This window comes from Halomonas sp. TP35, assembly GCF_052375975.1.
GTDB lineage: Bacteria > Pseudomonadota > Gammaproteobacteria > Pseudomonadales > Halomonadaceae > Vreelandella > Vreelandella citrativorans.
Genome location: NZ_JBQSUZ010000019.1, coordinates 14,094 through 39,828, shown reverse-complemented (window position 1 = coordinate 39,828; position 25,735 = coordinate 14,094). Strand labels below are relative to the sequence as shown.

Annotated in this window: 30 protein-coding genes; 5 read left to right on the top strand and 25 right to left on the bottom strand. The window is 53.3% G+C overall.

From position 1 onward, the window contains the following. Positions 1-238: 238 nt before the first annotated feature. Complete coding sequence (locus ACT3RU_RS16245) at positions 239-2,818, bottom strand: ABC transporter permease (protein ID WP_483392902.1); 2,580 nt, start codon at positions 2,816-2,818, stop codon at positions 239-241. Beyond that, on the bottom strand, positions 2,815-3,639 hold the full coding sequence (locus tag ACT3RU_RS16240; protein WP_483392901.1) for an ABC transporter ATP-binding protein: 825 nt from the start codon (positions 3,637-3,639) through the stop codon (positions 2,815-2,817). Before ACT3RU_RS16240 ends, ACT3RU_RS16245 begins: the two co-directional genes overlap by 4 nt. Here ACT3RU_RS16240 and ACT3RU_RS16235 point away from each other — a divergent pair. Further along, positions 3,638-4,309, top strand: a complete 672-nt coding sequence (locus ACT3RU_RS16235; protein WP_087107744.1) for an arylesterase — start codon at positions 3,638-3,640, stop codon at positions 4,307-4,309. The genes ACT3RU_RS16240 and ACT3RU_RS16235 overlap by 2 nt on opposite strands. A 234-nt stretch (positions 4,310-4,543) precedes the next feature. On the opposite strand, the gene ACT3RU_RS16230 is transcribed toward ACT3RU_RS16235, so the two are convergent. Beyond that, a complete protein-coding gene (locus ACT3RU_RS16230) occupies positions 4,544-5,431 on the bottom strand; it encodes a DMT family transporter (RefSeq protein WP_483392900.1) in 888 nt (295 codons plus the stop codon). Next, a complete protein-coding gene (locus ACT3RU_RS16225; protein WP_287077975.1) occupies positions 5,428-5,697 on the bottom strand; it encodes an Rdx family protein in 270 nt (89 codons plus the stop codon). The genes ACT3RU_RS16230 and ACT3RU_RS16225 overlap by 4 nt, the downstream gene beginning before the upstream one ends. Before the next feature lie 82 nt (positions 5,698-5,779). Between ACT3RU_RS16225 and ACT3RU_RS16220 the strand changes: the two genes are divergently transcribed. The 3 genes from ACT3RU_RS16220 (at position 5,780) to ettA (ending at position 9,458) form a co-directional block, all read left to right on the top strand. Continuing rightward, a complete protein-coding gene (locus ACT3RU_RS16220) occupies positions 5,780-7,093 on the top strand; it encodes an MFS transporter (protein ID WP_483392899.1) in 1,314 nt (437 codons plus the stop codon). A gap of 304 nt (positions 7,094-7,397) precedes the next feature. Then, the gene (locus ACT3RU_RS16215; protein WP_087107752.1) at positions 7,398-7,604 is read left to right on the top strand and encodes a PA3496 family putative envelope integrity protein; all 207 of its coding nucleotides are present in this window, start codon (positions 7,398-7,400) and stop codon (positions 7,602-7,604) included. Between the two features lie 192 nt (positions 7,605-7,796). After that, positions 7,797-9,458 (top strand): energy-dependent translational throttle protein EttA, encoded by a 1,662-nt coding sequence (gene ettA / locus ACT3RU_RS16210; RefSeq protein WP_483392898.1) that lies wholly within the window; start codon positions 7,797-7,799, stop codon positions 9,456-9,458. A 138-nt stretch (positions 9,459-9,596) separates the two neighbouring features. Here ettA and ACT3RU_RS16205 read toward each other — a convergent pair whose 3' ends face one another. The 8 genes from ACT3RU_RS16205 to phaR form a co-directional block, all read right to left on the bottom strand. After that, a complete protein-coding gene (locus ACT3RU_RS16205) occupies positions 9,597-9,755 on the bottom strand; it encodes a DUF1328 domain-containing protein (RefSeq protein ID WP_018918588.1) in 159 nt (52 codons plus the stop codon). Positions 9,756-9,951: 196 nt separating this feature from the next. Further along, complete coding sequence (locus ACT3RU_RS16200; RefSeq protein WP_483392897.1) at positions 9,952-10,119, bottom strand: hypothetical protein; 168 nt, start codon at positions 10,117-10,119, stop codon at positions 9,952-9,954. A gap of 12 nt (positions 10,120-10,131) precedes the next feature. After that, positions 10,132-10,593 (bottom strand): demethoxyubiquinone hydroxylase family protein, encoded by a 462-nt coding sequence (locus tag ACT3RU_RS16195; protein WP_483392896.1) that lies wholly within the window; start codon positions 10,591-10,593, stop codon positions 10,132-10,134. Positions 10,594-10,669: 76 nt separating this feature from the next. Then, positions 10,670-11,011, bottom strand: coding sequence for a histidine triad nucleotide-binding protein (locus ACT3RU_RS16190; RefSeq protein ID WP_087107757.1), 342 nt, complete (start codon positions 11,009-11,011; stop codon positions 10,670-10,672). 51 nt (positions 11,012-11,062) lie between these two features. Then, entirely contained in the window at positions 11,063-11,935 is an 873-nt protein-coding gene (locus tag ACT3RU_RS16185; RefSeq protein WP_087107760.1) for a phosphoribulokinase, read from the bottom strand. Continuing rightward, the gene (locus ACT3RU_RS16180) at positions 11,935-12,375 is read right to left on the bottom strand and encodes an acyl-CoA thioesterase (protein WP_193055003.1); all 441 of its coding nucleotides are present in this window, start codon (positions 12,373-12,375) and stop codon (positions 11,935-11,937) included. Before ACT3RU_RS16180 ends, ACT3RU_RS16185 begins: the two co-directional genes overlap by 1 nt. Positions 12,376-12,437: 62 nt before the next feature. Next, on the bottom strand, positions 12,438-13,724 hold the full coding sequence (purD, locus tag ACT3RU_RS16175) for a phosphoribosylamine--glycine ligase (RefSeq protein ID WP_483392895.1): 1,287 nt from the start codon (positions 13,722-13,724) through the stop codon (positions 12,438-12,440). A 67-nt stretch (positions 13,725-13,791) separates the two neighbouring features. Continuing rightward, a complete protein-coding gene (gene phaR / locus ACT3RU_RS16170) occupies positions 13,792-14,253 on the bottom strand; it encodes a polyhydroxyalkanoate synthesis repressor PhaR (protein ID WP_087107767.1) in 462 nt (153 codons plus the stop codon). A 133-nt stretch (positions 14,254-14,386) separates the two neighbouring features. On the opposite strand from phaR, the gene ACT3RU_RS16165 reads away from it, so the two are divergent. Beyond that, positions 14,387-15,100, top strand: coding sequence for a 16S rRNA (uracil(1498)-N(3))-methyltransferase (locus ACT3RU_RS16165; RefSeq protein ID WP_483392894.1), 714 nt, complete (start codon positions 14,387-14,389; stop codon positions 15,098-15,100). Between the two features lie 10 nt (positions 15,101-15,110). On the opposite strand, the gene rloA3 is transcribed toward ACT3RU_RS16165, so the two are convergent. The 13 genes from rloA3 to ACT3RU_RS16100 form a co-directional block, all read right to left on the bottom strand. Continuing rightward, positions 15,111-15,662, bottom strand: coding sequence for a retropepsin-like aspartic peptidase RloA3 (gene rloA3, locus ACT3RU_RS16160; protein ID WP_087107771.1), 552 nt, complete (start codon positions 15,660-15,662; stop codon positions 15,111-15,113). Positions 15,663-15,707: 45 nt separating this feature from the next. Then, positions 15,708-16,967 (bottom strand): lytic murein transglycosylase, encoded by a 1,260-nt coding sequence (locus tag ACT3RU_RS16155; protein ID WP_483392893.1) that lies wholly within the window; start codon positions 16,965-16,967, stop codon positions 15,708-15,710. Between the two features lie 245 nt (positions 16,968-17,212). Then, positions 17,213-17,617 carry a monovalent cation/H(+) antiporter subunit G gene (mnhG, locus tag ACT3RU_RS16150; RefSeq protein WP_087107775.1) on the bottom strand — a complete coding sequence of 135 codons (405 nt, stop codon included), beginning with the start codon at positions 17,615-17,617 and terminating at the stop codon, positions 17,213-17,215. Further along, the gene (locus ACT3RU_RS16145) at positions 17,610-17,879 is read right to left on the bottom strand and encodes an MrpF/PhaF family protein (protein WP_087107777.1); all 270 of its coding nucleotides are present in this window, start codon (positions 17,877-17,879) and stop codon (positions 17,610-17,612) included. The genes mnhG and ACT3RU_RS16145 overlap by 8 nt, the downstream gene beginning before the upstream one ends. After that, on the bottom strand, positions 17,879-18,352 hold the full coding sequence (locus ACT3RU_RS16140; RefSeq protein ID WP_087107779.1) for a Na+/H+ antiporter subunit E: 474 nt from the start codon (positions 18,350-18,352) through the stop codon (positions 17,879-17,881). Before ACT3RU_RS16140 ends, ACT3RU_RS16145 begins: the two co-directional genes overlap by 1 nt. Beyond that, a complete protein-coding gene (locus tag ACT3RU_RS16135; RefSeq protein ID WP_483392892.1) occupies positions 18,349-19,944 on the bottom strand; it encodes a Na+/H+ antiporter subunit D in 1,596 nt (531 codons plus the stop codon). The genes ACT3RU_RS16140 and ACT3RU_RS16135 overlap by 4 nt, the downstream gene beginning before the upstream one ends. After that, complete coding sequence (locus ACT3RU_RS16130) at positions 19,941-20,288, bottom strand: Na+/H+ antiporter subunit C (protein WP_087107783.1); 348 nt, start codon at positions 20,286-20,288, stop codon at positions 19,941-19,943. The genes ACT3RU_RS16135 and ACT3RU_RS16130 overlap by 4 nt, the downstream gene beginning before the upstream one ends. An 18-nt stretch (positions 20,289-20,306) precedes the next feature. Continuing rightward, positions 20,307-20,738: a Na+/H+ antiporter subunit B gene (locus ACT3RU_RS16125; RefSeq protein ID WP_087107785.1), complete on the bottom strand. Its 432-nt coding sequence runs from the start codon at positions 20,736-20,738 to the stop codon at positions 20,307-20,309. Then, positions 20,731-23,082: a putative monovalent cation/H+ antiporter subunit A gene (locus tag ACT3RU_RS16120; RefSeq protein ID WP_483392891.1), complete on the bottom strand. Its 2,352-nt coding sequence runs from the start codon at positions 23,080-23,082 to the stop codon at positions 20,731-20,733. The genes ACT3RU_RS16125 and ACT3RU_RS16120 overlap by 8 nt, the downstream gene beginning before the upstream one ends. 343 nt (positions 23,083-23,425) lie before the next feature. Next, complete coding sequence (gene hemH, locus ACT3RU_RS16115; RefSeq protein ID WP_483392890.1) at positions 23,426-24,505, bottom strand: ferrochelatase; 1,080 nt, start codon at positions 24,503-24,505, stop codon at positions 23,426-23,428. A 145-nt stretch (positions 24,506-24,650) separates the two neighbouring features. Beyond that, on the bottom strand, positions 24,651-24,827 hold the full coding sequence (locus ACT3RU_RS16110; RefSeq protein WP_483392889.1) for a hypothetical protein: 177 nt from the start codon (positions 24,825-24,827) through the stop codon (positions 24,651-24,653). Positions 24,828-24,970: 143 nt separating this feature from the next. Further along, positions 24,971-25,273, bottom strand: a complete 303-nt coding sequence (locus ACT3RU_RS16105; RefSeq protein WP_483392888.1) for a DUF6482 family protein — start codon at positions 25,271-25,273, stop codon at positions 24,971-24,973. 145 nt (positions 25,274-25,418) lie between these two features. Continuing rightward, positions 25,419-25,712: a hypothetical protein gene (locus ACT3RU_RS16100; RefSeq protein ID WP_087107793.1), complete on the bottom strand. Its 294-nt coding sequence runs from the start codon at positions 25,710-25,712 to the stop codon at positions 25,419-25,421. Positions 25,713-25,735: the final 23 nt, after the last annotated feature.

Sequence of the window (25,735 nt, the reverse complement as noted above, 5' to 3'; positions counted from 1 at the left end):
CTGTTCCCGGCCATGTGCCTCATTGGGTTTCAGTGATAGCACTGAGTATTCGCTAACGGGTCGAAAACAACTCCCAGCGGCTGTCGCTGCCGATAGCGTTGTCGACTATATTCGATATAAACCTGACACATTCGCTTTAAATTAATCCTCATGTTTTCCGCTGTTAATAGCGGAGACACTTCATGGCCGCCATGAAGTGAAAGCTCCTCTGGCTACCCGTGTAAAACTTCAAAATCCCCTAGGCCTCCCCAAGCAACCCCAGGCTCGCTGCGGGCGCCTGACGGCGTAGCCCCCGCGATAGCGCATGGCCGATAAATCCGATCAGTAGCGCGCCTCCAAGGGGTAACGCTAACCATAAGGTGAGGTGAAAGCGCGGCGGTAGCTCTAGCCAGTAGAGATAGAGTGCGGCGGTCGCGACTTCAGCCAGTACAGCGCCCATTAAACCGCTGGTAAAACCCAACAGGGCATACTCTGCCCCTTGGACACGGGAAATCATTCGCTGGCCTGCTCCAAAGACACGCAGTAGGCCACTTTCATGGGCGCGTACCGGCTGGCTTGCGGTCAAGGCAGCATAGAGCACGCTGACACCCGCCAGCAGCACCAGTACCAGTACAAGCTCAATGGCACGCGTTACCTGAGTTAGCACATCACGTACCTGGCCTAAAATGGCATCAACGTTTATCAACGATACACCAGGGAAGTCGCTCACCAGTTGGCGAATTAGGCCTTGCTCCTCATCAGGCAGATGAAACGCGGTGATATAGCTATGTCCAAACGACTCCAACACGCCTGGCGGGAAAATCAAAAAAAAGTTGGGCTTAAAAGTGTCCCAATTGAGGCTGCGCACGCTGGTGATACGTGTGATCAGCTCATCACCGCCCACAGTAAAGGTGAGCGTATCATTGAGTGATAGTCCCAGCCGGTCAGCCAAGCCTTCTTCAATGGAAACAGGGACGGTAGCGGCCGGTATCGTATCAACCGCGCCTAGCCAGCCTTGTGGTTTATCAACAGGTAGTTCATCAACGGGTGCTTCACTTGAGAACCACTCCCCTGCCACTATCTGGTTATCTTCAGGTAGTTCGGCCTGCCAGGTCAGGTTCAATTCGCGGCGCAGTGAGCCGTCGCCTCTGGCATCCTCAGGTACCGCTTCCATGGGAGGCTGCTGATTAATAGCGGTAATACGGCCACGTACCATGGGATACAGCGTGCTTTGGATATCAACACGGGGCGCCACGGCTTGCTCAAAGGGGTCACGCTCATCAGGCTGGATATTAATGGCGAAGTAGTTGGGCATGTCATCGGGCAACTGGGCCTGCCAGGTTGAAAGCAGGTCACCACGCACCAGAACGATCATCGCCATGGCAAAGAACGTGACAGAGAATGCCAGCAGTTGGCCCACGCCTGCCTGGCGGCGACGCGCTAGTTGGCGCCCGCCCAGGCGCAGCGCCTGCATCCACTCGCTTGTACCCGTTAGCTTTTTTATGCCATGAAGAATGCCATTGAGTAGCAGCGCGCTGATGCCCCAAAGCGCACTGAGCATGATGCCTCCCCCCAGTAGCAGGGCGACCGCCAAAGGCGCACTACCGGAGTAGAGCCATAGCAGGCCGCCAAATACGATAGCGGCAACACCGGCTACCCACCAGGCGGCAGGAGGCAAAGGGTCCAACTCTCGACGCAACACTTTCAGCGCACTTACCTGCTTAATGCGTAATAGCGTTGGCCCAGCAAACCCTACGAGTACTGCCATCGCTGTTAATACGCCCAGCCATAGCGGCATAATGCCCGGTGGCGGTAAGGTTATAGGTAAAAAGCTGGCGAGTAAGTGCAACAACAGCGCCTGCCCCGCCACGCCGAGCAGTGCGCCAAGCAAGGATGCCGCCAACGCCAGCCCGATAAGCTGTAGGCTAAACAGCATGACAAGCTGTTGCTGGCTGGCGCCAAAGCAGCGGAGCAACGCTGCCGTGTCCAGGTGGCGTTCAACATAGCGCTTTGCTGACATGGCGACCGCGACTCCGGCCAGCAGTACGGCGGCAAGCCCTGCCAGCCCCAGGTAGCTGTCTGCGCGTTGCAATGCGTTACCTAATTGCGGCCGGTCCACTCGAACATCACGCACCTCGACCCCTTGCTGGCGCAACTCGGTAAGTAATCCCTGCACAGTGTCGAGAGCTTGAGGAGGCCCAGCCGCCAATAATTCGAACTCGACACGCGAGCCCTCCTGAACAAGACCGGTTGCTTCCAGGTCCGCCGTATTGAGCATCAAGCGGGGATTAAAATTACTAAAGCCCGCGGATTGATCCGCTTCCCGTTCGATAATCCCGCTGATGGTTAACTCGGCTCGCCCTACCTTTACACGGTCGCCAAGCTCTATCTCAATGAGCTGCGCCAAGCGTGGGTCCGCCCATGCTTCTCCCGCTGGTGGCCCGGAGTCTATCTGCTCGGTTCCCTCCCCTAAATCGACACGCGATACGCCATAGTGCGGGTACACGTCGTCCACGGCTTTAAGGCTAGCTGGTTGAAAACGGTCCCCTAAGCTAATCATGGATACCAGCCCGACCTGGTCGCTTAGCGTAAAGCCTGCCTCTTCCAGCGTCGTGCGTAGCTCTTCTGAAAAAGGGGTGCGCTGCTCCAATACGATATCCCCTCCCAGCATTTGCCCAGCCTGACGCTCAAGGCCGCGCTCTAACCGGTCGAGAAAAAAAGCGATCATAGTGGAGGCGGCAACCGCCAGCACAAGGGCAACAAAGAGCGCACGAACATCCGCCGAGCGTAAGTCACGCCTTAAGCTTCTGGCGGCCAGCCGCCATGGTATATCGCTCATTGCCCATCCCCTGCCACACCGGGTTCAGCAGGTACAAAGGGTAATAGCTTGCCTTGAGTTAACTGCAGGCATCGGTCACAGCGGCGTGCCAAAGCGTGGTCGTGGGTGACCAGGATAAGCGTTGTTCCAACCTCGTGATTTAAGGTAAACAGCAGGTCGATCACCTGAGCGCCGGTATCATGGTCGAGGTTGCCGGTCGGCTCATCCGCAAACACCAGCTCAGGGTCGGTGACAAACGCCCGGGCAATCGCTACCCGCTGCTGCTCACCGCCTGAAAGCTGCTTGGGTAGATGGTCTACACGTTCACCCAACCCCACTTTAGCAAGCCATGTTTGAGCAATATGGTTTTCCCCGGCACGCGGTGAAAGCTCCAAAGGCAGTAACACATTCTCTAGCGCGCTTAAGGTGGGTAGCAGCTGAAAGTTCTGAAACACAAAGCCCACGCGCCCAGCCCTTAACGCCGCGCGGCCATCCTCATCCAAACGACTAAGCGCCTTACCAAACAGCGTGAGTTCGCCATCGCTGGGGGTATCCAATCCGGCAAGCAGACCCAACAGTGTTGATTTTCCAGCCCCGCTTTTGCCTAAAATGGCAACGCTCTCTCCGGCCGCTACGCTTAACGACAGTTGGTCCAGAATAGTTAGCGTGCGTTCGCCACTGGTCACTTTCTTCGATAGCATTTCTGCATGCAGCACAGGCCGACCCAACGCAGCATGGGGAACCTTGTTCTGCGCAATACCGTCAGTGATAGAGTGACTGTCTGCTTGTGGCGACGCATCAGCGCTGGACGAGTATGCAGCTTTATCTGAGGAGTGAGGCATGAAGCGAGGCATCCCTGTGACATGGCAAAAACGTAACCGTATGGTAACCGGCTATCTGGTGGTTCTGATAGTCACCTTAAGCGTTCCTGCGCTCAACGCAAGTGAGCCTCCCACCATACTCGTTATGGGTGATAGCCTGAGTGCTGCTTATGGTATTGAGCACGAGCAAGGCTGGGTTCCTCTGCTAGAAGAGCGTCTGGGCGGCCAAGCAGACGTGGTCAATGCCAGTATTAGCGGCGAAACCACCTCAGGTGGATTACAGCGGTTTAGCGCCATTTTGGAGAAGCAGCAGCCTGATATCGTGCTACTGGAGTTGGGGGGCAACGATGGTTTGCGTGGGCTGGCACCCAATCAGATGCGTTCTAACCTGGCCAGTATGATTGAGCAAAGCCAAGAGGTTGATGCTCAGGTACTGCTGTTAGGTATCGATATCCCACCCAACTATGGCCAGGCCTACCGGGATGCCTTTACCGGCGTTTACCACTCCCTGGCCGAAGAGTATGACGTACCGCTGTTGCCGTTTTTATTAGAGGGCGTGGCGCTTAACGAACAGCTTATGCAGGAGGATGGCATCCACCCCACGGCCGAGGCACAGCCAATGATTCTGGATAACGTGTGGCCTGAGCTTGAACCGCTTTTGGGCGGCGGTTATCAGGCATCGGCCAACTGATCACAAATGGTCTTCGCCGTCTCAAGTTGCGACAAGAACTCCATTAGGGCTTTCAGCGCTTTCCTAGCGACCCATGGCGGTGCTCCAAGCGCTGGTGGCCGATCAGAATCGATGCCCAGGTGATCAAGGAAAAGCTACGCTGGACCCAGAGGCTCCGACACACAGAGCGGCTCGATGGCGCATCATGATTTTCCTGCACCCAACCCATTCGCAGCGGGCGATAAAAAATGGGGCTTATTGCTCGACGGCGACAGGCTTCACCTGCAGCTGCTGAAGTGCCAACCCAAATAAAATCAGTCCCAATCCAATAAACGTAGAGAAAAGCAGAGGCTCATCAACCACTAAATAAAGCAGCATCAAAGAAACCGGAGGCGAAAGAAAAATCAGGGTCGAAACTTTCGCTGCGCGCGAAACCTTATGAACGGCCATTTGCCACAGGACAAACGCGATTCCCATTTCGAACAGCCCAACATAGACCCCCGCACCAACACCTTTCCAGCCATGCCATTGAAGCCCAGGCCCCATAAGCAATAAAACGGTTAACACCGGTAGTCCAACGGTGAAGTTCTGCCACTGCCCGACGATAGGCTTGCGACGGTCACGTGCATTAAGTAACCAGTAAAGCGCCCATAACAAGGTCGATGAAAGCGCGAACAGCACGCCAATAGGGTCCGCAAACGACACATTGAGTACCGCGCCCCGCGTAGCAATTACCCATACGCCCGCATAGGCCACCACACCTGCCAAAATATCCACCCGGGTTAACCGCTGCCCAAGTATGGGAACCGCTAGAAATGCCATCGCTAGCGCCCACGTATAATTAAGCGCCATCGCTTCCTGGCCAGGCAGGCGATCATAAGCAGCAAACAGCACCAGGTAGTAAGCTACGGGATTCATGATCCCCGCCCATAAGGCGGTTTTCCATCCGCTGGTTAACGCCTGCCTCATAGCGCCTTGTTTAAGCACCAGAGCGCCCATTAAAAGCCAGGAAACCAACGCAGCAAGCCACATTAATTCAACCGGCCCCATCAAACCCAGGCCGACTTTAAAAGCAGTCGCCACCGTTGACCACAGCGCCACAGCACCTAGCCCATAAAGAATAGCCTGACGATCCTGGTTCATCGGTCGATATGCCCCAGGTCACGGTGCGGTTCGATCTGGTCGCGAACGCGCTGTTTCAGCACTTTGCTGTCCGGGAAGCCGCTATCACGCTTGCGCTCCCAAATTAATGTGTCATCACACCAAATTTCAAAGGTACCGCCATGCGCAGGTGCAAGGGCCACCTCATCTAAATCCTCCCCGAAAGTGGAGAGTAGCTCCTGAGCGTACCAAGCACTGCGTAAAAGCCATTGGCATTGCGTGCAATAGCGAATCTGGATCCGTGACACTTTCGGTCTCCTTACCCATATAATGGTGGCATTCTGTCGCTGCATTTTGTCATTCCAGGAGTATAACCGCCAAGGAGCTGTAATGGCTGGACCCAACATTTCTCAAGCGCGTGTTTTTGAGTGGCTGACGGGCGATGAGGACAGTCGACTCTGTGCTGATATTCCGGAGCAGGCCTGCGCCGAACAACCACGTAATTTTTTTCTGCACCTATGGGCCTCCCTGGGGAATAAGCTTGCAGACGAGCTATCCAGCGCACGCTTGGTGCTTCCCTGGCTAATGGGGATTATCGGCGCGCCCATCTGGATGGTGGGGCTATTGGTGCCTATTCGTGAGTCTGGTGCCCTGTTACCTCAGATATTCGTGGCGGGCTTTATTCGTCTAAAACCTAAACGTAAAGGCGTCTGGGTGTTAGGCGCGGCCCTTCAGGCAATTGCTGCGCTTGCGCTGGCCGCATTAGCGCTAACGGGCAGTGGCAGTATGGGCGGCGCTGCGGTGTTAGGCGTACTGATACTGCTTTCATTAGCACGTGGGCTTTCGTCGATTGCTAGCAAAGATGTCATGGGTAAAACCATTGCCAAACGCCGCCGTGGCTCCTTGATGGGGTGGAGCGGTAGCATAGCGGGCGGCGCAACCCTGGCGGCGGGTGGCGTGCTTATGTTGCTGGGTAATCAACCAGGCAACCTAGCTCTGGCTGTACTTTTAAGTGTTGCCGCCTTCAGTTGGCTACTAAACGCGCTCTGTGTTGCACGTATTAAAGAAGTGCCAGGAGCAGTGGAAGGCGGAGAGAGCGCTTGGGACAGCATTAAGCTTGGCTTATCGCTCTTAAAAAAGGATCGTACGTTTCTACATTTCAATGTTGCCAGAGCATTGCTGCTCTCCAGCGCACTGGCGCTACCCTACATTGCGCTACTCGGCCAGCAGCAAAGCGGTACTAATTTAGGCGGGCTAGGCCTGCTTGTTGTGGTATCGGGTCTTGCAGCAATGGTGGGAAGCCCTATCTGGGGTAAATTAGCCGACCAATCCAGTCGCCGTGTAATGCGTAATGCGGCTATTGGCACCGTTACTTGCTGTTTACTGGGCGCTGGCTTGGCCTGGCTACCCGGCACCTGGGCTCAGAGTGTTTGGCCATATGCCTTGGTGTATGCGTTGCTGGTGATCGTCCACCACGGTGTCCGCTTGGGACGCAAAACCTATATTGTAGATATGGCGAGTCAGGATGACCGGGCTCTGTATGTTGCTCTTTCCAATACCTTAACCGGCCTGCTCATGCTCGTTGTCGGCGGCGTTATTGGCGGGCTGGCCCAATGGCTAGGTAGTGCGGCGTTGCTGTTGCTTTTGGCGCTTACGGCGGCTGGGGCGGTGCTTAGTGCGCTGAAACTGCCAGAAGTGGAATAACAAACATGATTGCAACGCAACGCTCTCCACAACGCCCGTTTTTGATGAAACAGGCCACCTGGTGTATTTCATCGGCGTACAAAAAGATGTTACTGAGCGCGTGGAGGCACAACTGGCTTTGGCTGAATGACAAAGCAGTGATAACACCGCTCATCAAGCACAGGACTCATTAATTAACAGCTAGCTCTTGACCTTAAGCCCATGTAGCGTTATATAGCGGCTAGGCGCTGCTACAGCGTTTGGCGCTTCTTTCAAAAGAAGCCATCGTGACGCCGGCCTGCCGGCTTGGGTTGGAGGGCATACCATGAGCCGTGACCCCTTAAATCGTGAGAACTACTCAGCAGAAAACCTTGAAGCTGACGAATTCGATAATCTTGATGCCGTAAACGATGATCAATACGGCAAGCATAAACCAAGCAAAGCCGACTCGTTACGCGCCCGCCGACAGGTAGAAGCATGGCTTGAAGAGCGTCGTTTACAGCGTGCCATTGAAGATGATTGGGATGCGTAAATAGCTCCTTTAAGTGGGCAGCGAGCCAGTTGCCCTCTTCGTCACCATCCAACGCATCACAAAACCCACGCTTTCTTTTTATAGCCATTGGATGTTGCCCGGAGGCATCTTCTGGCCTTTCCAAGCACAGAGCACTATCATCTGAGGCTACTCAGCACTTTGCTGTCTCATTCATCAACCTAACGGATTTCCATGGCGCAATACGTATTCACCATGAACCGGGTTGGCAAAGTTGTGCCACCCAAAAAACAAATTCTCAAGGATATTTCGCTATCGTTTTTCCCGGGCGCTAAAATCGGCGTTTTGGGTTTAAACGGTTCCGGTAAATCCACACTGCTGCGCATTATGGCGGGTGTCGATAAAGAGTTTGAGGGTGAAGCTCGTCCGATGCCGGGTATCAATGTGGGTTATCTCCCCCAAGAGCCGCAGCTTGATGATGAGAAGAATGTCCGCGACACCGTTGAAGAAGCACTAGGCGCTATCAAGGAAGCGCAGGAGAAGCTGGACGCTGTTTATGCGGCCTACGCCGAGCCTGATGCCGACTTCGATGCACTGGCAAGCGAGCAAGCACGCCTTGAAAACATCATTGAAGCCGCCGATGCCCACAACCTTGAGCGTAAGCTTGAAGTCGCTGCCGAAGCGCTTCGCTTGCCACCGTGGGATGCCAAAGTAGGCAACCTTTCAGGTGGTGAACGGCGCCGTGTCGCGCTTTGTCGCCTACTGCTTTCAAGCCCGGACATGCTGCTTCTGGATGAGCCAACCAACCACCTGGACGCCGAATCGGTTGCCTGGCTGGAGCGCTTCCTGCATGACTATAACGGCACCGTTGTGGCGATTACCCACGACCGTTACTTCCTGGACAACGTAGCGGGCTGGATTCTGGAGCTCGACCGTGGCCAAGGCATCCCGTTTGAAGGCAACTACTCTCAGTGGCTAGAGCAAAAAGAGCACCGCCTGACCCAGGAAGCCAAGCAGGAAGCATCGCGGCAAAAAGCCATCAAGCAAGAGCTTGAGTGGGTGCGTAGTAACGCTAAAGGTCGTCAGGCCAAAAGCAAAGCGCGCCTTAACCGCTTTGAAGAAATGCAGTCCGGCGACTTCCAGAAACGCAATGAAACCAACGAGATCTATATTCCGCCTGGCCCGCGCCTGGGTGATAAGGTCATCGAGTTTCATAATGTCTCCAAGCGCTTTGAAGACACGCTGCTGTATGAAGACCTTTCCTTCACTATTCCCCAAGGTGCGATTGTCGGCATCGTCGGCGGAAACGGTGCGGGTAAATCGACCCTGTTTAAACTCATCACCGGTAAAGAGCAACCAGACACGGGTGAAGCGGTCATCGGGGACACGGTTGAGATCGCTTATGTTGAGCAGCTACGTGATGCACTTGATGACAAGCAGACGGTTTGGCAGGCGGTGTCTGGCGAGCAGGACATTCTCAACATCAACGGCTACGAAGTGTCTTCACGTGCCTACGTTGGTCGCTTTAACTTTAAAGGCAATGACCAGCAGAAGCGCCTAGATGAGCTGTCCGGCGGTGAGCGTGGACGCTTGCAGCTTGCCCAAACGCTCAAACAGGGCGCCAACGTACTCCTGCTGGATGAACCTTCTAACGACCTTGATATTGAGACACTGCGTGCGCTTGAAGAAGCCCTTCTTGCCTTCCCAGGCTGCGCCATGGTGATTTCTCATGATCGCTGGTTCCTGGACCGTATTGCCACGCACATTCTGGCGTTTGAAGGTGATTCTGAAGTCGTCTTCTTCGACGGTAACTATACCGACTATGAAGAAGATCATAAAAAGCGGGTAGGTAACGATACGCCCAAGCGCATGAAGTACAAGCGTATTGATGCCTGATTTTTAGCGTTCCATACCCGGTAACAGTACGGCTGACCCGTATGCAAAAAGCCCCAAACGGGGCTTTTTGTTTAGCTGGTTCTATCCAAAGTCTTTATGACAAGTCTTTATGAAAGGTCTCTATGAGCAGCCCTTATGCTAACGGCGTCGCCCTGTAAATAGCGATACCACAAACAGGATGAGAAACAGAACGAATAGAATTTGCGCGATGGTTGATGCAACCCCCGCGATTCCCGAAAACCCAAGCACACCGGCGATAATCGCAATAATCAAGAATAGCATCGCATTGCCTAGCATCGTCTTTCTCCTTTTCCCTGGTGACGCTTTTCTGCTTTAGAAAACGTACGCTACCTTACGTACGATTAGCATTGACCTGATTAAGCGTTGGCGATAACTCGCCATTCGTCAAGAGATTAAGGAGAATTTGCTTTCCTTGCTGACGCTTTTCATCCGCGATGCCGGTATTCAGCAATAGCACGTCAGAAATAGCACATCAGAAATAGTAGGCACCTTTAGTGGCACTTTGAGCGACAAACCGTAACCCCCATTTAATCGGCGCGGGGAAACGCAGGCCACCCGACTCTATCGCTAAATGCGCCTGGTGCGCTTCATCGGCAGCCATTTGGCGAAGCAGCGCGAGCGAGCGCTGATCATCTGCCATCAGTCTGGCCTGTTACTCTTCAAAGTGTTTGCCCGAAAGCTCACAGGTAGCGGCAATCATGCCCAGGCTTAGACGCTCACTGGTGATCCCAGAGACAGCCCCAACCCCAAATGCAGCGGCATAAAAAAAGAGCGTAAAGTAGCTGGTGCGACTATTCAGTTGCGCCAGCCGCTCTTCACACCAGGCCAAGTGATCAAATGCCTCCGCAGCGGATTTCTCCATTTGCACACGCGCATGGGGGAGCGCTGCGGTAATACTCTGGCCCTGATACAGCGCCTGATTCGATACACCAATCACATGATTAACACGCATCAGGCCTGCGGCATGACGTCGTTGGTGGCCATCAAATGCCCTATCCTCAAGCTTACTGGCGGGATGGTTACGCTGTGATGTAGCGGCGCGAGGCATCAGCGACCGTAACGCTGTATCAAACTGATGAATTAAGCAATCAGACCGACTAAGCTGGCGCTTCATGGCTTACTCCGCTTAACAGCAAACTGTCTTAAAAACTGTTTTAAAGGTAGCTTGAAGATATTTCGAAGGCCGTCTGTTAGCCCGCAGGCCACGTAAACTGACGACCACCTAATAAATGCATATGTATATGGTAGACCGTCTGACCGCCCTTTTCGTTGCAATTCATCACGACACGATAACCGTCTTCGGCAAAGCCCTGCTGCTTGGCAAGCCTGGCAGCAGTGAACTGCAAACGGCCGACCAGTTCAAGATCATCTGCTTCAATGTCGTTTAAGGTGGCGATGTGCTTTTTGGGAATAATTAGCTGATGAGTGGGCGCCATAGGGCTAATGTCGTTAAAGGCGAGAACGTGCTCGTCTTCATAAACGATATCAGCCGGGATTTCACGATTGATGATTTTACAGAATAAACACTCCATACCCACTCCTTGTTATCATTGCAGCTTGTCGCCCGGCATTTGCAAACGCGGTTAACGAAAGCGGCGCTGGGATAATAAATGGCGCACCAGGGGTGCCAAAATCAGCTCCATGGCTAATGACATGCGCGCGCCAGGCACGACCAGCGTATGTGGCCGCGTCATAAAGGCATCCTTGATCATTGCAAGAAGCCAGGGAAAATCAACGGTTGATGGATCACGAAATCGTATCACCACAAACGATTCGGCATCCGTGGGGATATCCTGCACTTCAAAGGGGTTGGACGTATCGACGGTAGGCACCCGTTGAAAGTTGATATGGGTGCGGGAGAATTGCGGCTGAATATAGCGCACGTAATCGTTCATGCGGCCCAGAATCGTATCGATCACCGCTTCCTGGGAGTAGCCACGCAGCTTGGTATCACGGTCAATTTTCTGAATCCATTCAAGATTCATGGTCGGCGCAACGCCTACCAACAGATCCACATGGCGAGCAATGTCGTACTCCTGGGTTACCAACCCACCATGTAAGCCTTCATAGAACAACAGGTCGGTACCACATGGGAGCGACTGCCACTCCGTAAAGGTGCCTACGCGGCACCCTGCTTCGATTTTCTGCTTGTCTTCCGCGTGGATATAGTGCCGAAACGTGCCCGTACCGTGTTCGCCATACTCGACAAATACCCCTTCAAGGCGGTCAAGCAGGTTGGCTTCTACTGCAAAATGCGAAAGCTCATGCTTACGCTCGGGCTCTTCACGAAACATGCGGTGAAGATCATCACGTGTATAGCGGTGAAAAGCGTCACCATCCACCATGGCCGCATGTACATCTTCGCGTAGAAACATGCGCTCAAAGCTTCGTCTGACGGTCGTTGTGCCCGCACCCGAAGAGCCCGTCACGGCGATAATGGGATATTCCCGCGACATTAAGCACTCCTCGCTTGGGCCAAGGCCTGCTTGATGGGCTCAGGTATCGCCACCGGCCGCCCAGTATTGACGTCGATGAGTAACTGGTTAACGCGGGCGGTCGCCACGATATGTTCGCCGTCGCGCTGCAAAATACGCTGGTAAACGGTTAATGCCTTGCCCTGCGGCTCAGGCACAGCCGTTTCAATGATCAACGCATCAGGCCAACGCGCTTCACGTTGATACTGCACGGCCAAGTCGGCCACCACGCTTGGATAGCCGTGCATGTCCCATTCCGATAGCGCCAGGGCGGAAAAAGCGTGAACGCGGGCTTCATGTAGCAGCGAAACCACTGTGTCATGCCCCAAATGCCGACCGTAGTTCATATCGGTTACCCGCACCGTTAAGGGGTGACGATGAATAACCGCGTTGGCGGGAAAATCCAGCGTTACACGTTCCATACCTGTTTCCTTTCGGTGGTGATAAGTGGCCCGCCCCTTGCGCTACGGTATCAACGCGCTTATTACGCTTTTTCTCGCGCAATAGCACGGTAAGCGATATCACGGCGATATTCAGCGCCCTCCCAGCGAATCTCATTGACGCCTTTGTAAGCCTGCTGCTGTGCGCTAAATACACTCTCGCCCAGTGCCGTCACACACAGTACACGACCGCCGGAGGTCGTTACCTCGTTGTTCGCGTTCAGCGCGGTGCCCGCATGAAACACCTTGCTGTGCTGCTCGGCTTTTGCCAAACCATCAATGACATCGCCTTTACGGTAGCTGGCTGGATAACCGCCCGCCGCCATGACCACCCCCACCGCGGCACGTGAATCCCAATGGCACGTTTTGCCAGCCAACTGCCCTTGGGCACCGGCAAGGCAAAGCTCAGCAAGATCAGACGTCAGGCGCATCATGATGGGCTGAGTTTCGGGATCACCAAAGCGGCAGTTATATTCAATCACTTTGGGTTGCCCGGTCTGATCGATCATCAACCCGGCATACAAAAATCCGGTATAGGCATTGCCTTCAGCGGCCATCCCTTTAACCGTGGGCACGATGACCTGCTCCATGATGCGGGCATCAACGTCTGGCGTCACGACCGGTGCAGGTGAGTAAGCGCCCATGCCGCCGGTATTGGGGCCTGTGTCGCCATCGTAGGCGCGCTTGTGGTCTTGGCTTGTGGCCATGGGAACGATGTTTTCGCCATCGACCATGACGATAAAGCTCGCTTCTTCGCCTTCAAGAAACTCTTCAATGACAACGCGAGCACCGGCATCGCCAAAGGCATTGGCTTCGAGCATATCGCGAATGGCGGCTTCAGCCTCCTCTTCGCTCATGGCAACGATCACGCCCTTACCTGCCGCCAAGCCATCTGCCTTGATGACGATAGGCGCACCGACCTTGTGTAAATATGCCAACGCAGGCGTTACCGCGGTAAACGTCTGATAAGCCGCCGTTGGAATAGCGTGGCGCGCCAGGAAGTCCTTGGTAAATGATTTGGAGCCTTCAAGCTGGGCCGCGGCTTGGGTGGGGCCAAAGATGGTCAGGCCAGCCGCTTGAAAGCGGTCAACGACGCCTTCGACCAGAGGCGCTTCTGGACCGACGACGGTCAAGCCAATACGCTCTTTGAGCGCAAATGCTTCTAACCCGGCCAAGTCGGTGGCCGCAATATCGATATTGGTCAGCTTGTCTTCGGTAGCCGTACCGGCATTGCCGGGCGCTACGAATACCTGCTCAACATTATCAGATTGCGCTAATTTCCACGCCAACGCATGTTCGCGGCCGCCGCCACCTATCATCAAAACCTTCATGTTCTTCCTTCTCGAACGGGAGAGCGATTATGCGCCGCATTATGCCACAAGGTGACCACTCGTGGCGTTAGGAGGATTTATCCTCATCCTTGTCGCTGGTGGAGGGCGGCTGGTTCAAGGTGTTTTGCCAAAAGCGCATATTTTCTTCGGCCAGCTCACGCATAAACTCCATCGGCGTATGGCGCATGGCCTGCTGCCATTGGCTTTGTAAACGCTTTTGCTGCTCCAGCATAAGCTGCGTGCCTTGCTCCAGATAACGCGCCAGCGGTAAAGGTGACGACATATCGTAAACCCGGATGAGCTGCGCCAGCAGGTCGTTAGAGAATACTTCGGCTTCGTTATCCGATTGTTCTTGCTCAATAATGATGGAGAGCAGAATGGTACGCGTCAGGTCTTCCCCGCTTTTGGCATCCTCAACCCGAAACGGCGCTTCTTCAATAATAAGATGGCGCAGATCTTCAAGCGTGACATAACGGCTTTGCTGAGTGTCGTACAACCGGCGATTGGCATACTTACGAATTACGCGCACAGCGCATCTCCTTAAACGCGATAGGGGTTGTTCCCCAATGCTATTATTGTGCCTGCACCACGCGCCCATGCAAGCCATGTGAGTAGAATATTGCGCAACAGCGTGCCCACCCTTCGACCAATAGATGCCGATTATGAATTTGATCTTGCTTCACCCCAGCGACCTCGACCACCAGGGTCATGCTCGTATAACAGACGCACGCAGATTAGCGCATTTACGCGATATCCATCGCGCCGCCCTCGGTGACCGGTTAACGGTGGGTGTTCAGGGTGGCTTAATGGGAAAAGCACAGCTGGTCGAATTAACCACTGAGCTTGCCGTATTTGCCCTTGACCCGTTAGCAGACGTGCCTCCCCCCGCTCTTCCCGTGCATTTAGTACTCGCGCTACCTCGGCCACGCATGCTGGCGCGAACGCTTGAGCATGTGACAGCGTTAGGGGTGAAGGAAATTACGCTACTGCATACCAAGCGCGTAGAGAAAAGCTATTGGCAATCACCAGAGCTTCTTCCCGAGAAAATTCATCAGCACCTGGTGCTGGGTCTGGAGCAAGCCCGTGATACCCAACTACCGAGCGTGACACTGACCAAAGGCTTCCGGCCCTTTCTTGAAGAGCAACTGCCTGCTTTACTTCGCGGTCGCCGTGGCCTTGTGGCTCATCCGGGCATGCCGATGGCCTGCCCACGTGGCATCAGCGACAATACGCTGCTGTTGGTCGGCCCAGAAGGTGGGTTTATTCCATGGGAAGTTGAGAAACTGCTGGAAGCTGGCTGTGAAGGGATGCATCTTGGGCCGCGCATTTTACGCGTTGAAACAGCCGTCACAGCGTTGCTGTCACGGCTGTTCTAAAACTCAATACCTAGGATTGCTGGTCTTCTGGGTCGTGAGGCACCACCTCAGCATCTTCACTGCAGGATGGCTCCTGCTGGAATGTTTCGCGCACGTCCAGCAAGCCTAAATGGCTGATGGTTCGCCGGCCAAGCAACAGCGGATAATGCATTTCTTCGCGATCACGCAGGCTAAATTGCTCTTCGTAAACCGTATCGCCCATGCACACATTCATTAATACAACGGGGCGCTCATCACGTCCGCCCGCACCGCGCACTGCCAACTCACGATAGAGCGGCCGTTCAAGACGGTCGCTAAACACTTCGTCGTTCTGCTGGTCTTTTAGCTTTAAGCGAAAGCGCACCCACTCCTCGCCCTCTTTCTCAAACACTTCGATATCACGCGCATCCAGAGATGACGTCAGGGCACCACTATCAAGCTTGGCCTTCACCATAATGCCCCAGGGCTCTATGGTGGCATTTTCAACCCAACCAAACACTTTATCATCAGCGCTTGCCACTGCGCTGGCGGCTAATGCACTTACCAGTACACTACTTAACAGCGTTTTTCCCACAAATCCCATAGCATCATCCTTGGTGAAATAAGTGATTAATCATTAACTACGCACCTAGCGCAGCCTTTCAAGCAGCGCCTGAGTAGCGAAGCCATCCGGCGTTAGTCCTTGGCTGCGTTGAAAGTCACGCACGCCTTGGCGTGTATTGGGTCCCATCACACCGTCAGCCCCGCCTACCGAATAGCCTGCTTCATTCAAGCGCCGCTGGAGTTCTTTGACATCGTCGCGGGTTAAAGGTGTCTGCCCTCGTGGCCATGCCTGGCGTATTCCCTCACGTCCGGCAATTTTATCAGCCAGCGTCGCCACGGCCAGGGCGTAGCTGGTGGCGTTGTTATAGCGCAAAATCGCTCGAAAATTAGCGCCTATCAAAAAGGCAGGCCCTTCAGCCCCGGCCGGAATGACGATGGCCGCGCTCTCGAAATTGGGCAGCTCACCCTGCAGGGCGCGTACACCTTGACTCGCCCACTCGGCGCTACTGCGGCGCTCGGTCTGTGAATAATCAAACGATGCAGGAAGCGCTAACTCAACCCCCCAAGGTTCGCCTGTTTGCCAGCCTGCCCGCGCCAGATAGTTGGCGGTGGAGGCCATCACATCGGGGATACTGCCCCAGATATCACGGCGGCCATTGTTATCACCATCCACGGCATAAGCTTCAAAGCTACTGGGGATAAACTGGGTATGCCCCATAGCACCCGCCCAGGAGCCTTTCATTTGCTCGGCGGCGATATCGCCCTGGTCAATAATACGTAACGCCGCAAGCAGTTCACCGCGTGCGAAATCCCGGCGACGCCCATCGTATGCCAGGGTGGCGAGCGCCTCAAGGGTTGAGAAATCACCAAAATTGCTTCCGTAATTGCTCTCGATGCCCCAAATCGCCACGATGATTTCTGAGGGTACGCCGTAGCGTTGCTGCATTTCTAATGCCGTCTGGCGATGGGCGTCAAGCTTCTCACGGCCTGCATTGACGCGCGTATCGGAGGCGGCGGAATCGAGATACTCCCAAATAGGCCGCACGAACTCCGGCTGGTAGCGGTCCAGTTCAATCACCCGTTCACGGTAGCGCACATTATCCAGCGCGGTGGCTAGCGTTGACTCACTGATCCCTTGGGCAGCTGCATAACGGCGGAACTCGTTTCGCCACTGCTCAAAGTTGGCATAGCGTAGTTCTTCGGCACCACGGGCATCCACTTCTGTCATCAACTGCGGGTTAGCGTAGAGGCTTCCGCTAAACATTACCGTTAGCACCCCGGCGGTAACTACAAGTGATGCATGACAAAAAGCGCGACGTAATGGCAAATTAAGCTTGAGCAACATGGTGTCTATTCCTAGGCTGTCCTTGGCATGCCTGATGATGGCCTGGAAAACAGGCAGATACCAGGATTTGTACGAAAACAACGTGTGCTTAGCAGTTTTGGTGCAAACCCAGGCCTATCAACCTTTTACCAGGTAAAGTCACGGCGCTGACATTTCCTGCTGATACATTGTGATATAAAAAAACCACCGTGCAGGTGGTTTCTTAACGATTAATTATTTGTTAACCGGTAAATTAGTGAAATAAATCAATCAGGGTCCGTCGCTCGTGGCTGACGCTTAGCGTTTTCATCCGTTTCCATACCGCTTTTTAATTCATGGGTTAACGGGTCGTAGTTGGGGCGAAGCTCATCCTTGACCGTACCACTCCAAAGTCGAGAGCCCACAAAGTAACCCGCCCGTCCTATCACATGCGCCGCAACGGGGGCTGTCATCAGGATAAACACAATGATCGCAAAGGAACGAGCGACCACACCTACCTCAGAAAAGTGCATCGCCGATGCCAACATGATCAAAATAACGCCTAATGCCGCCGCTTTGGTAGTGGCATGCATACGCGTTAGTAGATCCGGCAAACGTAACAAGCCAACAGCCGCCAAGAGCATAAATAAAGAGCCTGTCAGCAATAGTGCACCTTTAATCGCTTCAATCATCGCGTGGCCCTCCCCGTTCCAAAAAGCGTGCAAAGCCAATCGCGGCCAGAAAGCCCATTAGCGCAATAACGATAGCAGCATCCAGAAAGCTGGCTACCCCGGATTGAATGGCGTAAACGCCTACCAACCCGACCACCGTGGTAGAGAACAGTTCAAGCGCCACCACTCGGTCAGGCAGGCTTGGCCCGCGCACCACACGCACAAACGTCAAGATTAGCGCCAGCCCCATAATGATCTGGCTGATTAAGAGAACCGTATCCATTAGCGAAATAACTCCAGGGCTCGATGCTCCATTTCTTTTAAGTTGCGCCTTAGCTCTTCTTCGTCATCCAGGAACATGGCATGGATATAAAGCACCTTGCGATCATCAGAGACGTCCAGGCTCAGCGTTCCCGGTGTTAAAGAGATCAGATTAGCCACCAGGGTAATTTCCATTTCAGTACGTGCGGAAAGCGGCATGGCAATGACGCCTGGCTGCATGTGCCAAGGCGGCGTCACTATATCAAACGCAACACGCAGGTTGGCTTGAACAAGCTCCTTTAGAAAAAAACCCAGAAAGCCAATAATGCGCGGAATTCTGGCCGGATAGCCTTTTAATGCGCTTACTTGCGGCTCAATCAGCACCAGCGCGATATAGCCGAAAATCATGCCTACCAGCAGGTTCAAGCCTGTGAAGTCGCCGCTCAGCAGTACCCATGCTAATCCTAACAGCAGGTTCCAAATAGCACCGGTCATGGCGCGTCCCCCCCGCTTATTATTTCTACCTGCAACTCACTTGGTATAAGTAGCGCATCCTCAGCACTCGCGGATACGCCCAACACCGCATCAATATAGCCTCTGGGGGCCAGCAATTGATCACCAATGGTGGTCATCACATGCATGATGGGTTCCGCTAAAATCCCGATGAGCACTGAAAACAGAGCCAGCACCACCACGGGCAAATACATCATCCACAGGCTGGGTTTAATAAGCCGCCCATCATCCCCAGAGGGTGTATTCGATTCAGGCACCTGGTTATCTTCTGGCAAGGATTTCCAGAAGACTTCGTTCCATATCTTCACCATGGAGTAGAGCGTTAATAACCCTACTCCCAAGGCAATGGCAGTAACCACATACGCCTCGGCTTCAATACCAGCCCGCACAATCACGAACTTGGCGAAGAACCCGGATAACGGAGGAACCCCAGCGAGGGAAAATGCTGAGATAAAAAACGCAACCGCAAGCCAAGGGCGTTCTTTATAAAGCCCACCCATCTTTTTTAGCTGGTACGTGCCCTGTAAGCGGTGAGTGATACCGCTAATCAAAAACAGGTTCGTCTTGACAATAATATTGTGCATGATGGCAAACACGCCGCCAGCAATCGCTAATGGTGTATACAGCGCCAAACCCAGAATCATATAGCCGATCTGGCTGACAATATGAAACGACAAAATACGCCGAAACTCATATTGAGCGGCCGCACCCAGCACCCCGGTCACCATGGTAAGCACCGCTCCCCACAACATTATTTCCTGTAGGTAGCCCATCGTCTGGTCAAAGATCAAGGTAAACACACGGAACAGTGAGTACACGCCTACCTTGGTGAGAAGGCCTGCGAACAGCGCTGAAACGGCAACCGGCGGCGTATGGTAAGACGCAGGCAGCCAGAAAAAGAGCGGGAAGGCTGCCGCCTTGATCCCAAAGGCCACCATAAACATCACCGCGAGCACCTCGACCATCCCGTTATGCTCAACAGCATTCATGCGCAGTGCGATATCGGCCATGTTAAGCGTACCGACCGTGCCGTACAGCAGCCCCACCGCTGTCAGAAAGATCACCGACGCCAGCAGGTTAAGCGTTACGTACTTTATTGCCCCTTCCATCTGGGCCCGCTCGCCGCCCAAAATCAGTAGCGCAAAAGAGGCCACCAGCATGACCTCAAACCAAACATAAAGGTTGAAGATATCACCGGTTAAAAAGGCTCCTGCCACCCCAGCTAGCAACAAGTGCATTAACGGATAATAGCCAAATTTCTCATGGCCACGGCCAGTCGTCGCTAGCGAATAAATCCCCATGGCGAGGCCGATGATACCGGTCATCAGCACCATCACCGCACTTAACATATCGGCGATGAGCGTAATCCCAAACGGTGCAGGCCAGCTGCCCATTTGCATGGTGACATAGCCTTCGGAAAGGGTTGTCGTAAACAACCAGAGACTAACTATCAGAAATGCTATATTTCCAGCAACGGCGATAAAGCGCTGCATTGGCCTTGAACGCCAAAACAGTAGTGAAATAGCCCCTGAAAGTAAGGGTAAAAGGACGGGAAGAGCAACTTCAGGCCTCACGTATCAGTATCCTTCATCTTATCCATGTCATCAGCCTTCACCACTTCATAGGCACGACGAATCAATACAACAGCAAAGGCCAGTACACCAAATGCGATAACGATAGCCGTCAGTACAACGGCTTGGGGCAACGGGTCAGCGACATCGCCCATAGGCTGAACCATACCTTCTGGAATCAGCGGTGGCGCGCCCCGCGTCATCCCGGCAGTAGTAAAGATCAATAAGTTAGCAGCGTTGGAAAGCAGCAGTAGCCCAATAACCAGCTTTACAATGGAGCGTCGCAGCATCATAAAAATAGCGGTGGCGTACATAATCCCAATCGCTAGCGCCATTACCGGTTCCATGCGTATCCTCCTGTTACGTTAAGGCTCATCCTTATCCACCTCCATCAACGCCATCACCATGCCAATCACCGCCCCCAACACCGCCAAGTAAACGCCAATATCAAAAATCAGCGGGGTTGAGGCTTTAAAATCAATAACCGGAATGGTCCACCACTGCGCGGTTAAAAACGGCTGACCCATAAACCAGGCAGGTACAACAGAAATCATGCCTAACAACAGCCCCACGCCAATCAAGTCGCGAGGGTCGACCATCCGTAATACCTCTTTTGTGGCACTGACGCCAAACGCCAGCAGATACAAGGTAAACGCCCCCGCCGCCACTAACCCTGCAATAAACCCACCGCCGGGCTCGTCGTGTCCACGAAGCAGCAAAAATATCGAAAACATAAGCTGTAGCGGCATTAGAAAGCGGGCCGCCGTGTTTAAAATAATCGTTCCCGATTTAACCATCGTACGGCTCCCTGCTATCAGTATTCCCGCTGTCATTGGTGGGCTTAGCGCTTTCTGGCTCGTGGCGCAGCTTCAGCATAGCGATAACGCCAATGGCGGCTAGCGCCAGTACAAACATCTCGCCCAACGTATCCAGCGCCCGGTAATCCACCAAAATTACGTTGACGATGTTGCGGCCAAAAGCGAGCGGTGCGCTGTTTTCAACCATATAGGTAGAAATGGACTCGAACTGGTTAATACTCCAGGCAGTCATGATCAGAAGGAAAATCAAGATGCCCATCATCGCAGCTACCGAACCATCGCGAATACGCTCCAGGCTGGTCGAAAGATGCGAGAAGCGAGGCAGCCTGAACAGTACCAGCACCAGTAAAATAACCGTGAGCGTTTCAACCAGAAGCTGGGTGATCCCAAGGTCAGGGGCGCTGAAAAGAATAAAGACCAGCGCGATTGAGAACCCCATAATACCCACTGACACGACGGCGCCCAGCCGGGAGCGAGTGATCGTTGCATACAGGGCACCCATCACCATTGTGCCGACGACGATAGCCTCATGAAACCGTACATCAAGTTCAAAGGCTAACAGCGGAGAGTGGCGTACCAGAATGGAGTTGCCCAACAGCGTAATCAGCACGACCAGCATGACCAAAATATAGTTGCGCATATAGCCATTTTGCAGCACGCGGGTTTGCCATTCCGCAAACCGTACCAGGCCATTTAACAAGCCTTCATAGCCCGCTTCTGGGCCGTAGCGCATAAGAGGGGCCAGCAGCGTAAGCTTGCCTCGTACGCAGTCCCAGTACTTGAACAGCAAAAAGCCCAATCCTAGGCTAACAACGGACATTATCAGCGCCGCATTAACGCCGTACCAAAGTGACAGCGCCACTTCTCTCGGCTGCCCCGCCACCGCACTTGCCGCTGACGTTAAAAGAGCATCAACGCCAAACATGGCGGGCGCCAGGCCAAAAACCAGCGAGCCTACGCTTAGCAGTGCGGGTCCCATTAACATGCCGAAAGGTGCTTCATGCGGCGTTTTTGGGGTTTCGTGACGCTTGCCGTAGAAAGGCCGTAGCGCAACAATCGCCGCCACGGCGATAGTCATAATCGCGCTGACAAATGCGAACACGACTAGCAAGCCTTGAAAATCCCCTGCGCCCAGCACCGCTTCAAACTTAAGCTCTTTGCCAATAAAGCCAAGCAACGGCGGCACCCCAGCAAGTGATAGCGCCGCTATCAATGCAATGGTGGCCGTCACCGGCATCAAAGACCTTAACCCGCCCATTGCGGTGACATCCTTGGTGCCCGTCTCATGATCGAGAATACCGGCCACCATGAACAACGCCCCCTTGTAGAGGGAGTGTGCGAGCAAAAAAGTTACGAATGCTGTCATGGCGTACTCGGTACCAATGCCCAACAGCATCGTCAACGTGCCGAGCGCCATGATGGTTGAGTAAGCCAGCAGCTTTTTTATGTTCGTATGATGAATAGCCATGAAGGCGCCCAGCAGCAGCGTGATAGCGCCCACCACAGAGAGAATGCTTATCCAAAGTGCCGTCCCGCCCAGTTCAGGTTGAAGCCTTGCCATAAGGTAAATACCGGCCTTAACCATGGTGGCGGAGTGCAAATAAGCCGAGACGGGTGTAGGTGCTGCCATGGCGTTGGGCAGCCAGAAATGAAAGGGAAACTGAGCTGACTTGGTGAAAGCCCCCAGCAGCAAACAGATGAGCATGGGCGTATAAAGGGCATGCTCTCGCAGGTCGGTTTCCATTGCGCGAATATCGGTTAACGACCACTGGTCGCTGGCGATGCCCAGCAAGATAAGCCCGGCCATTAACGCAAGCCCACCCGCAAAGGTGACAAAAAGTCCTTGGCGAGCCGACTTACGGGCCTGCATATCGGTATGGTTAAACCCGATCAGCAGGTACGAAGTAACGCTGGTTAACTCCCAAAAAATAAACAGCGTGATCAGCCCATCGGCCAACACTAGCCCCAGCATGGACACCATAAAAGCCATCAGCGCGATATGAAACCGCGCGATATCCGGGTGGCCTTTTAAGTAGCTCCCCGCATACACCAACACGCATGCGCCAATAACGCTGATTAATAAGCCGAACAGTAAGGACAAACCATCCAGCATAAAGGTGAGGCTGATACCTAACGAAGGTACCCATTGCCACTCCATTAGCAGCGGGCCGTCATTGATGACCGTGGGTGCTTGAGAAAATAGCCACGCAGCGATGAGCGCAGGAAAAAGGGCCAATACCAAACTCGTACGGTCTGCAAACCAGCGCTGCATAAGTGGTGCCAACGCGGCTAATACAAACCCCATCAAAACGGCGAATTGCATCTAGCGATATCTCCTGTGTATCTGCCCCATGATGAAGCGGGTTCGTTGAGCGTCAATTCCTCTCGCGGTGAGTAGTGGTCACCATCCCTGTGCACTGCTCTTTAACTGCTCTCTCTTAACTGCTCTGTTTTAAGAACCCTGTCTTAAGCGCTCGGACCAGATTTTAACGAGCACGCTGAAAGCCTTAGAGCTAACAGCGCTTCTTTTAAACACGCGAGGTGATCATAAAGTCGTAGACTCTATAACAGGCCACTGCGTGTTACCAGGCAATCATTCAAAATCAAATAGATAGTGTGCTTATCGTTACCTCATCGCCATTTATAACGCCTTGATTATCGGTTCATTACGCCTGTTGAAGCCAACCTAAAAGCTCGTTATTTACGATGTCCAGCAGCGCCTTTATGTGATCATTACGATCGTTTAAGCAGGGAATGTAACTAAACGTTTCGCCGCCTGCTTCTATAAAGCTATCGCGGATCTCCTCCTTGATTTCTTCTAACGTTTCTACACAGTCGGAGGAGAAAGCAGGCGATAAAATCGCAATATGTTTATGGCCCTGCTTGGCAAGCGCGGCTACGTGCTCGACCGTTGCAGGCCCCACCCACTTTTCAGGACCAAACTGTGATTGAAAGGCGGTATCCACTTCCTCTTGGCTAAAGCCTAGCGTTTCGCGCAGGAGCCGTGTGGTTTTCTGGCACTGGCAATAGTAGGGGTCGCCTTCCATCAAATAGCGCTCTGGCACGCCGTGGTAACTGGCGACTAATTTGGTGGGCCGCGTTTCAAGTTCGGCGTAAACATCTGTTACTGAATTCGCCAGTGCCTGTAGATAAGCAGGGTGATCAAAATAGGCGGGCACCGTGCGAATAGAGGGTTGCCACTTCATCTTCATTAAGGCACGAAACGCCTCGTCATTAGCGGTCGCAGTGGTCGGTGAGGCGTACTGCGGGTAGAGCGGAAAGAAAACAATCTTCTCACAGCCCTTTTCTTTCATCCGCGTTAATACGCTGCGCGTTGAAGGATTGCCGTAGCGCATACAGAAATCAACTTCAACGTTGTCGCCGTATAAGGCCTTAAGCTGCTCCGTAAGTTTTTCGGTTTGCGCCCGCGTGATCGTGAGTAGCGGGCTTTCGTTTTGCTCGGTGTTCCAAATGCTTTTATACGCTTTACCCGACGAAAAAGGCCGTTTGGATAAAATAATCAGTTGAAGAATCGGCTGCCACTTCCAATCGGGATAATCCACGACCCGCTTGTCGGAGAGAAACTCTCTTAAATAACGTCGCATCGACCAATAATCGGTGGCATCGGGTGTACCCAGGTTAGCCAGCACCACACCTACTTTTGCCCGAGGCACGGCCGGATGATCACTGGACGCATGGGCCAAGCGGCCTTCGCCCAGCTGGTCCATCACAATGCTATCGGTCATTACGCTTACTCCAAAGACAGCTTCTAATTATCAAAAATCTTAACACTTTTCGATAAGGCGCGGCATAAAGTTATACTATCAACACCATTTGTATAACCACCGGTAAAGCGGCACTCCGCCGCCCGCGCCATATTTCAAATACGCTTTAAGCGCATAGCGGCAAAATACTCAAAAAAATAGAGGCAAGGTGGTCAGAAGCAAAGCGCCTGGGAAGCACGCCGAATAGAAGCAAGTTAAGCGATTCAAGCAATGCGCTGACCAGGATGCAGCCGGGCCACGATATAAAGCGCTGGGCGACCGGCGGCTGGTAGGGCTTTTGCATACCGAGCCTGCGAGAAGTGATGAATGCAGGCTGCTGTTTCTTTGCCTGTCACCGTATTAGGGTTTAGGCGAGGGTGGGAAAAACGTTACGCTAACTGTTGTGTGCATTCAGTCAATGCACAGAGTGATTCATCAACCGCTTTTTTAAAAAACCAGTGGCATTCGTGAGGCTAGCGGCTCGCTGTAATGCGCGTCACGACCAATGACTTCGTCCTGAGGCACGTGTTGAACCAGATACGCGCGATGAATACCCGCACGTTTTAGCTCCAAATACACATCATCTAACGAGCGAAACAGCATGGGCTTACTACGTTGGGTGAGCATATGCCGCGCGCCTTCTACATCTTCAAGTTCAAGCTGATAAAAACCACTACCCGAATGCGTAATAACGCGAATTTCGAAATTATCGTGGCTATCGACGAACTGTTTGAGCGCTTTCAGTTCCATGATTCCCTCCTGTTATTGGATACAATAATAGGACCCAGTATGACTGCGTCCTATTACATTCCTGTTACCTTACATTGGCACTTATTGACCAAGAGGGCAACTTTTCAGGAGGCTTTCAGGCCATCAGTGTATTAACACAGCCAAGCTACTGATATTCAGAAGGATCAATCGCCTTACCAAGCGAGTTACGATCAATCCAGTTACCGCCCTTAGTCTCTTTGTAGCGAAATACCACGTTATCGCCGATAGCGACCGGAAGCTCAGCATCTTCTGTTTGGTAGCTGTACTTCTCACCATCAACGACCAGCTGATAGCGATAAAGGTCTGGCATACCCAGCCACTCTTTAAAAGGCCCTTCGCGCTCTAATTCCTGAAGTTCTCCGCGCCCTTGAAGCTTGGGAAGACGCTGACGATTACCACGCCGAAAACCACCTGCCATGAATTACTCCCGTTCGTTCTTTT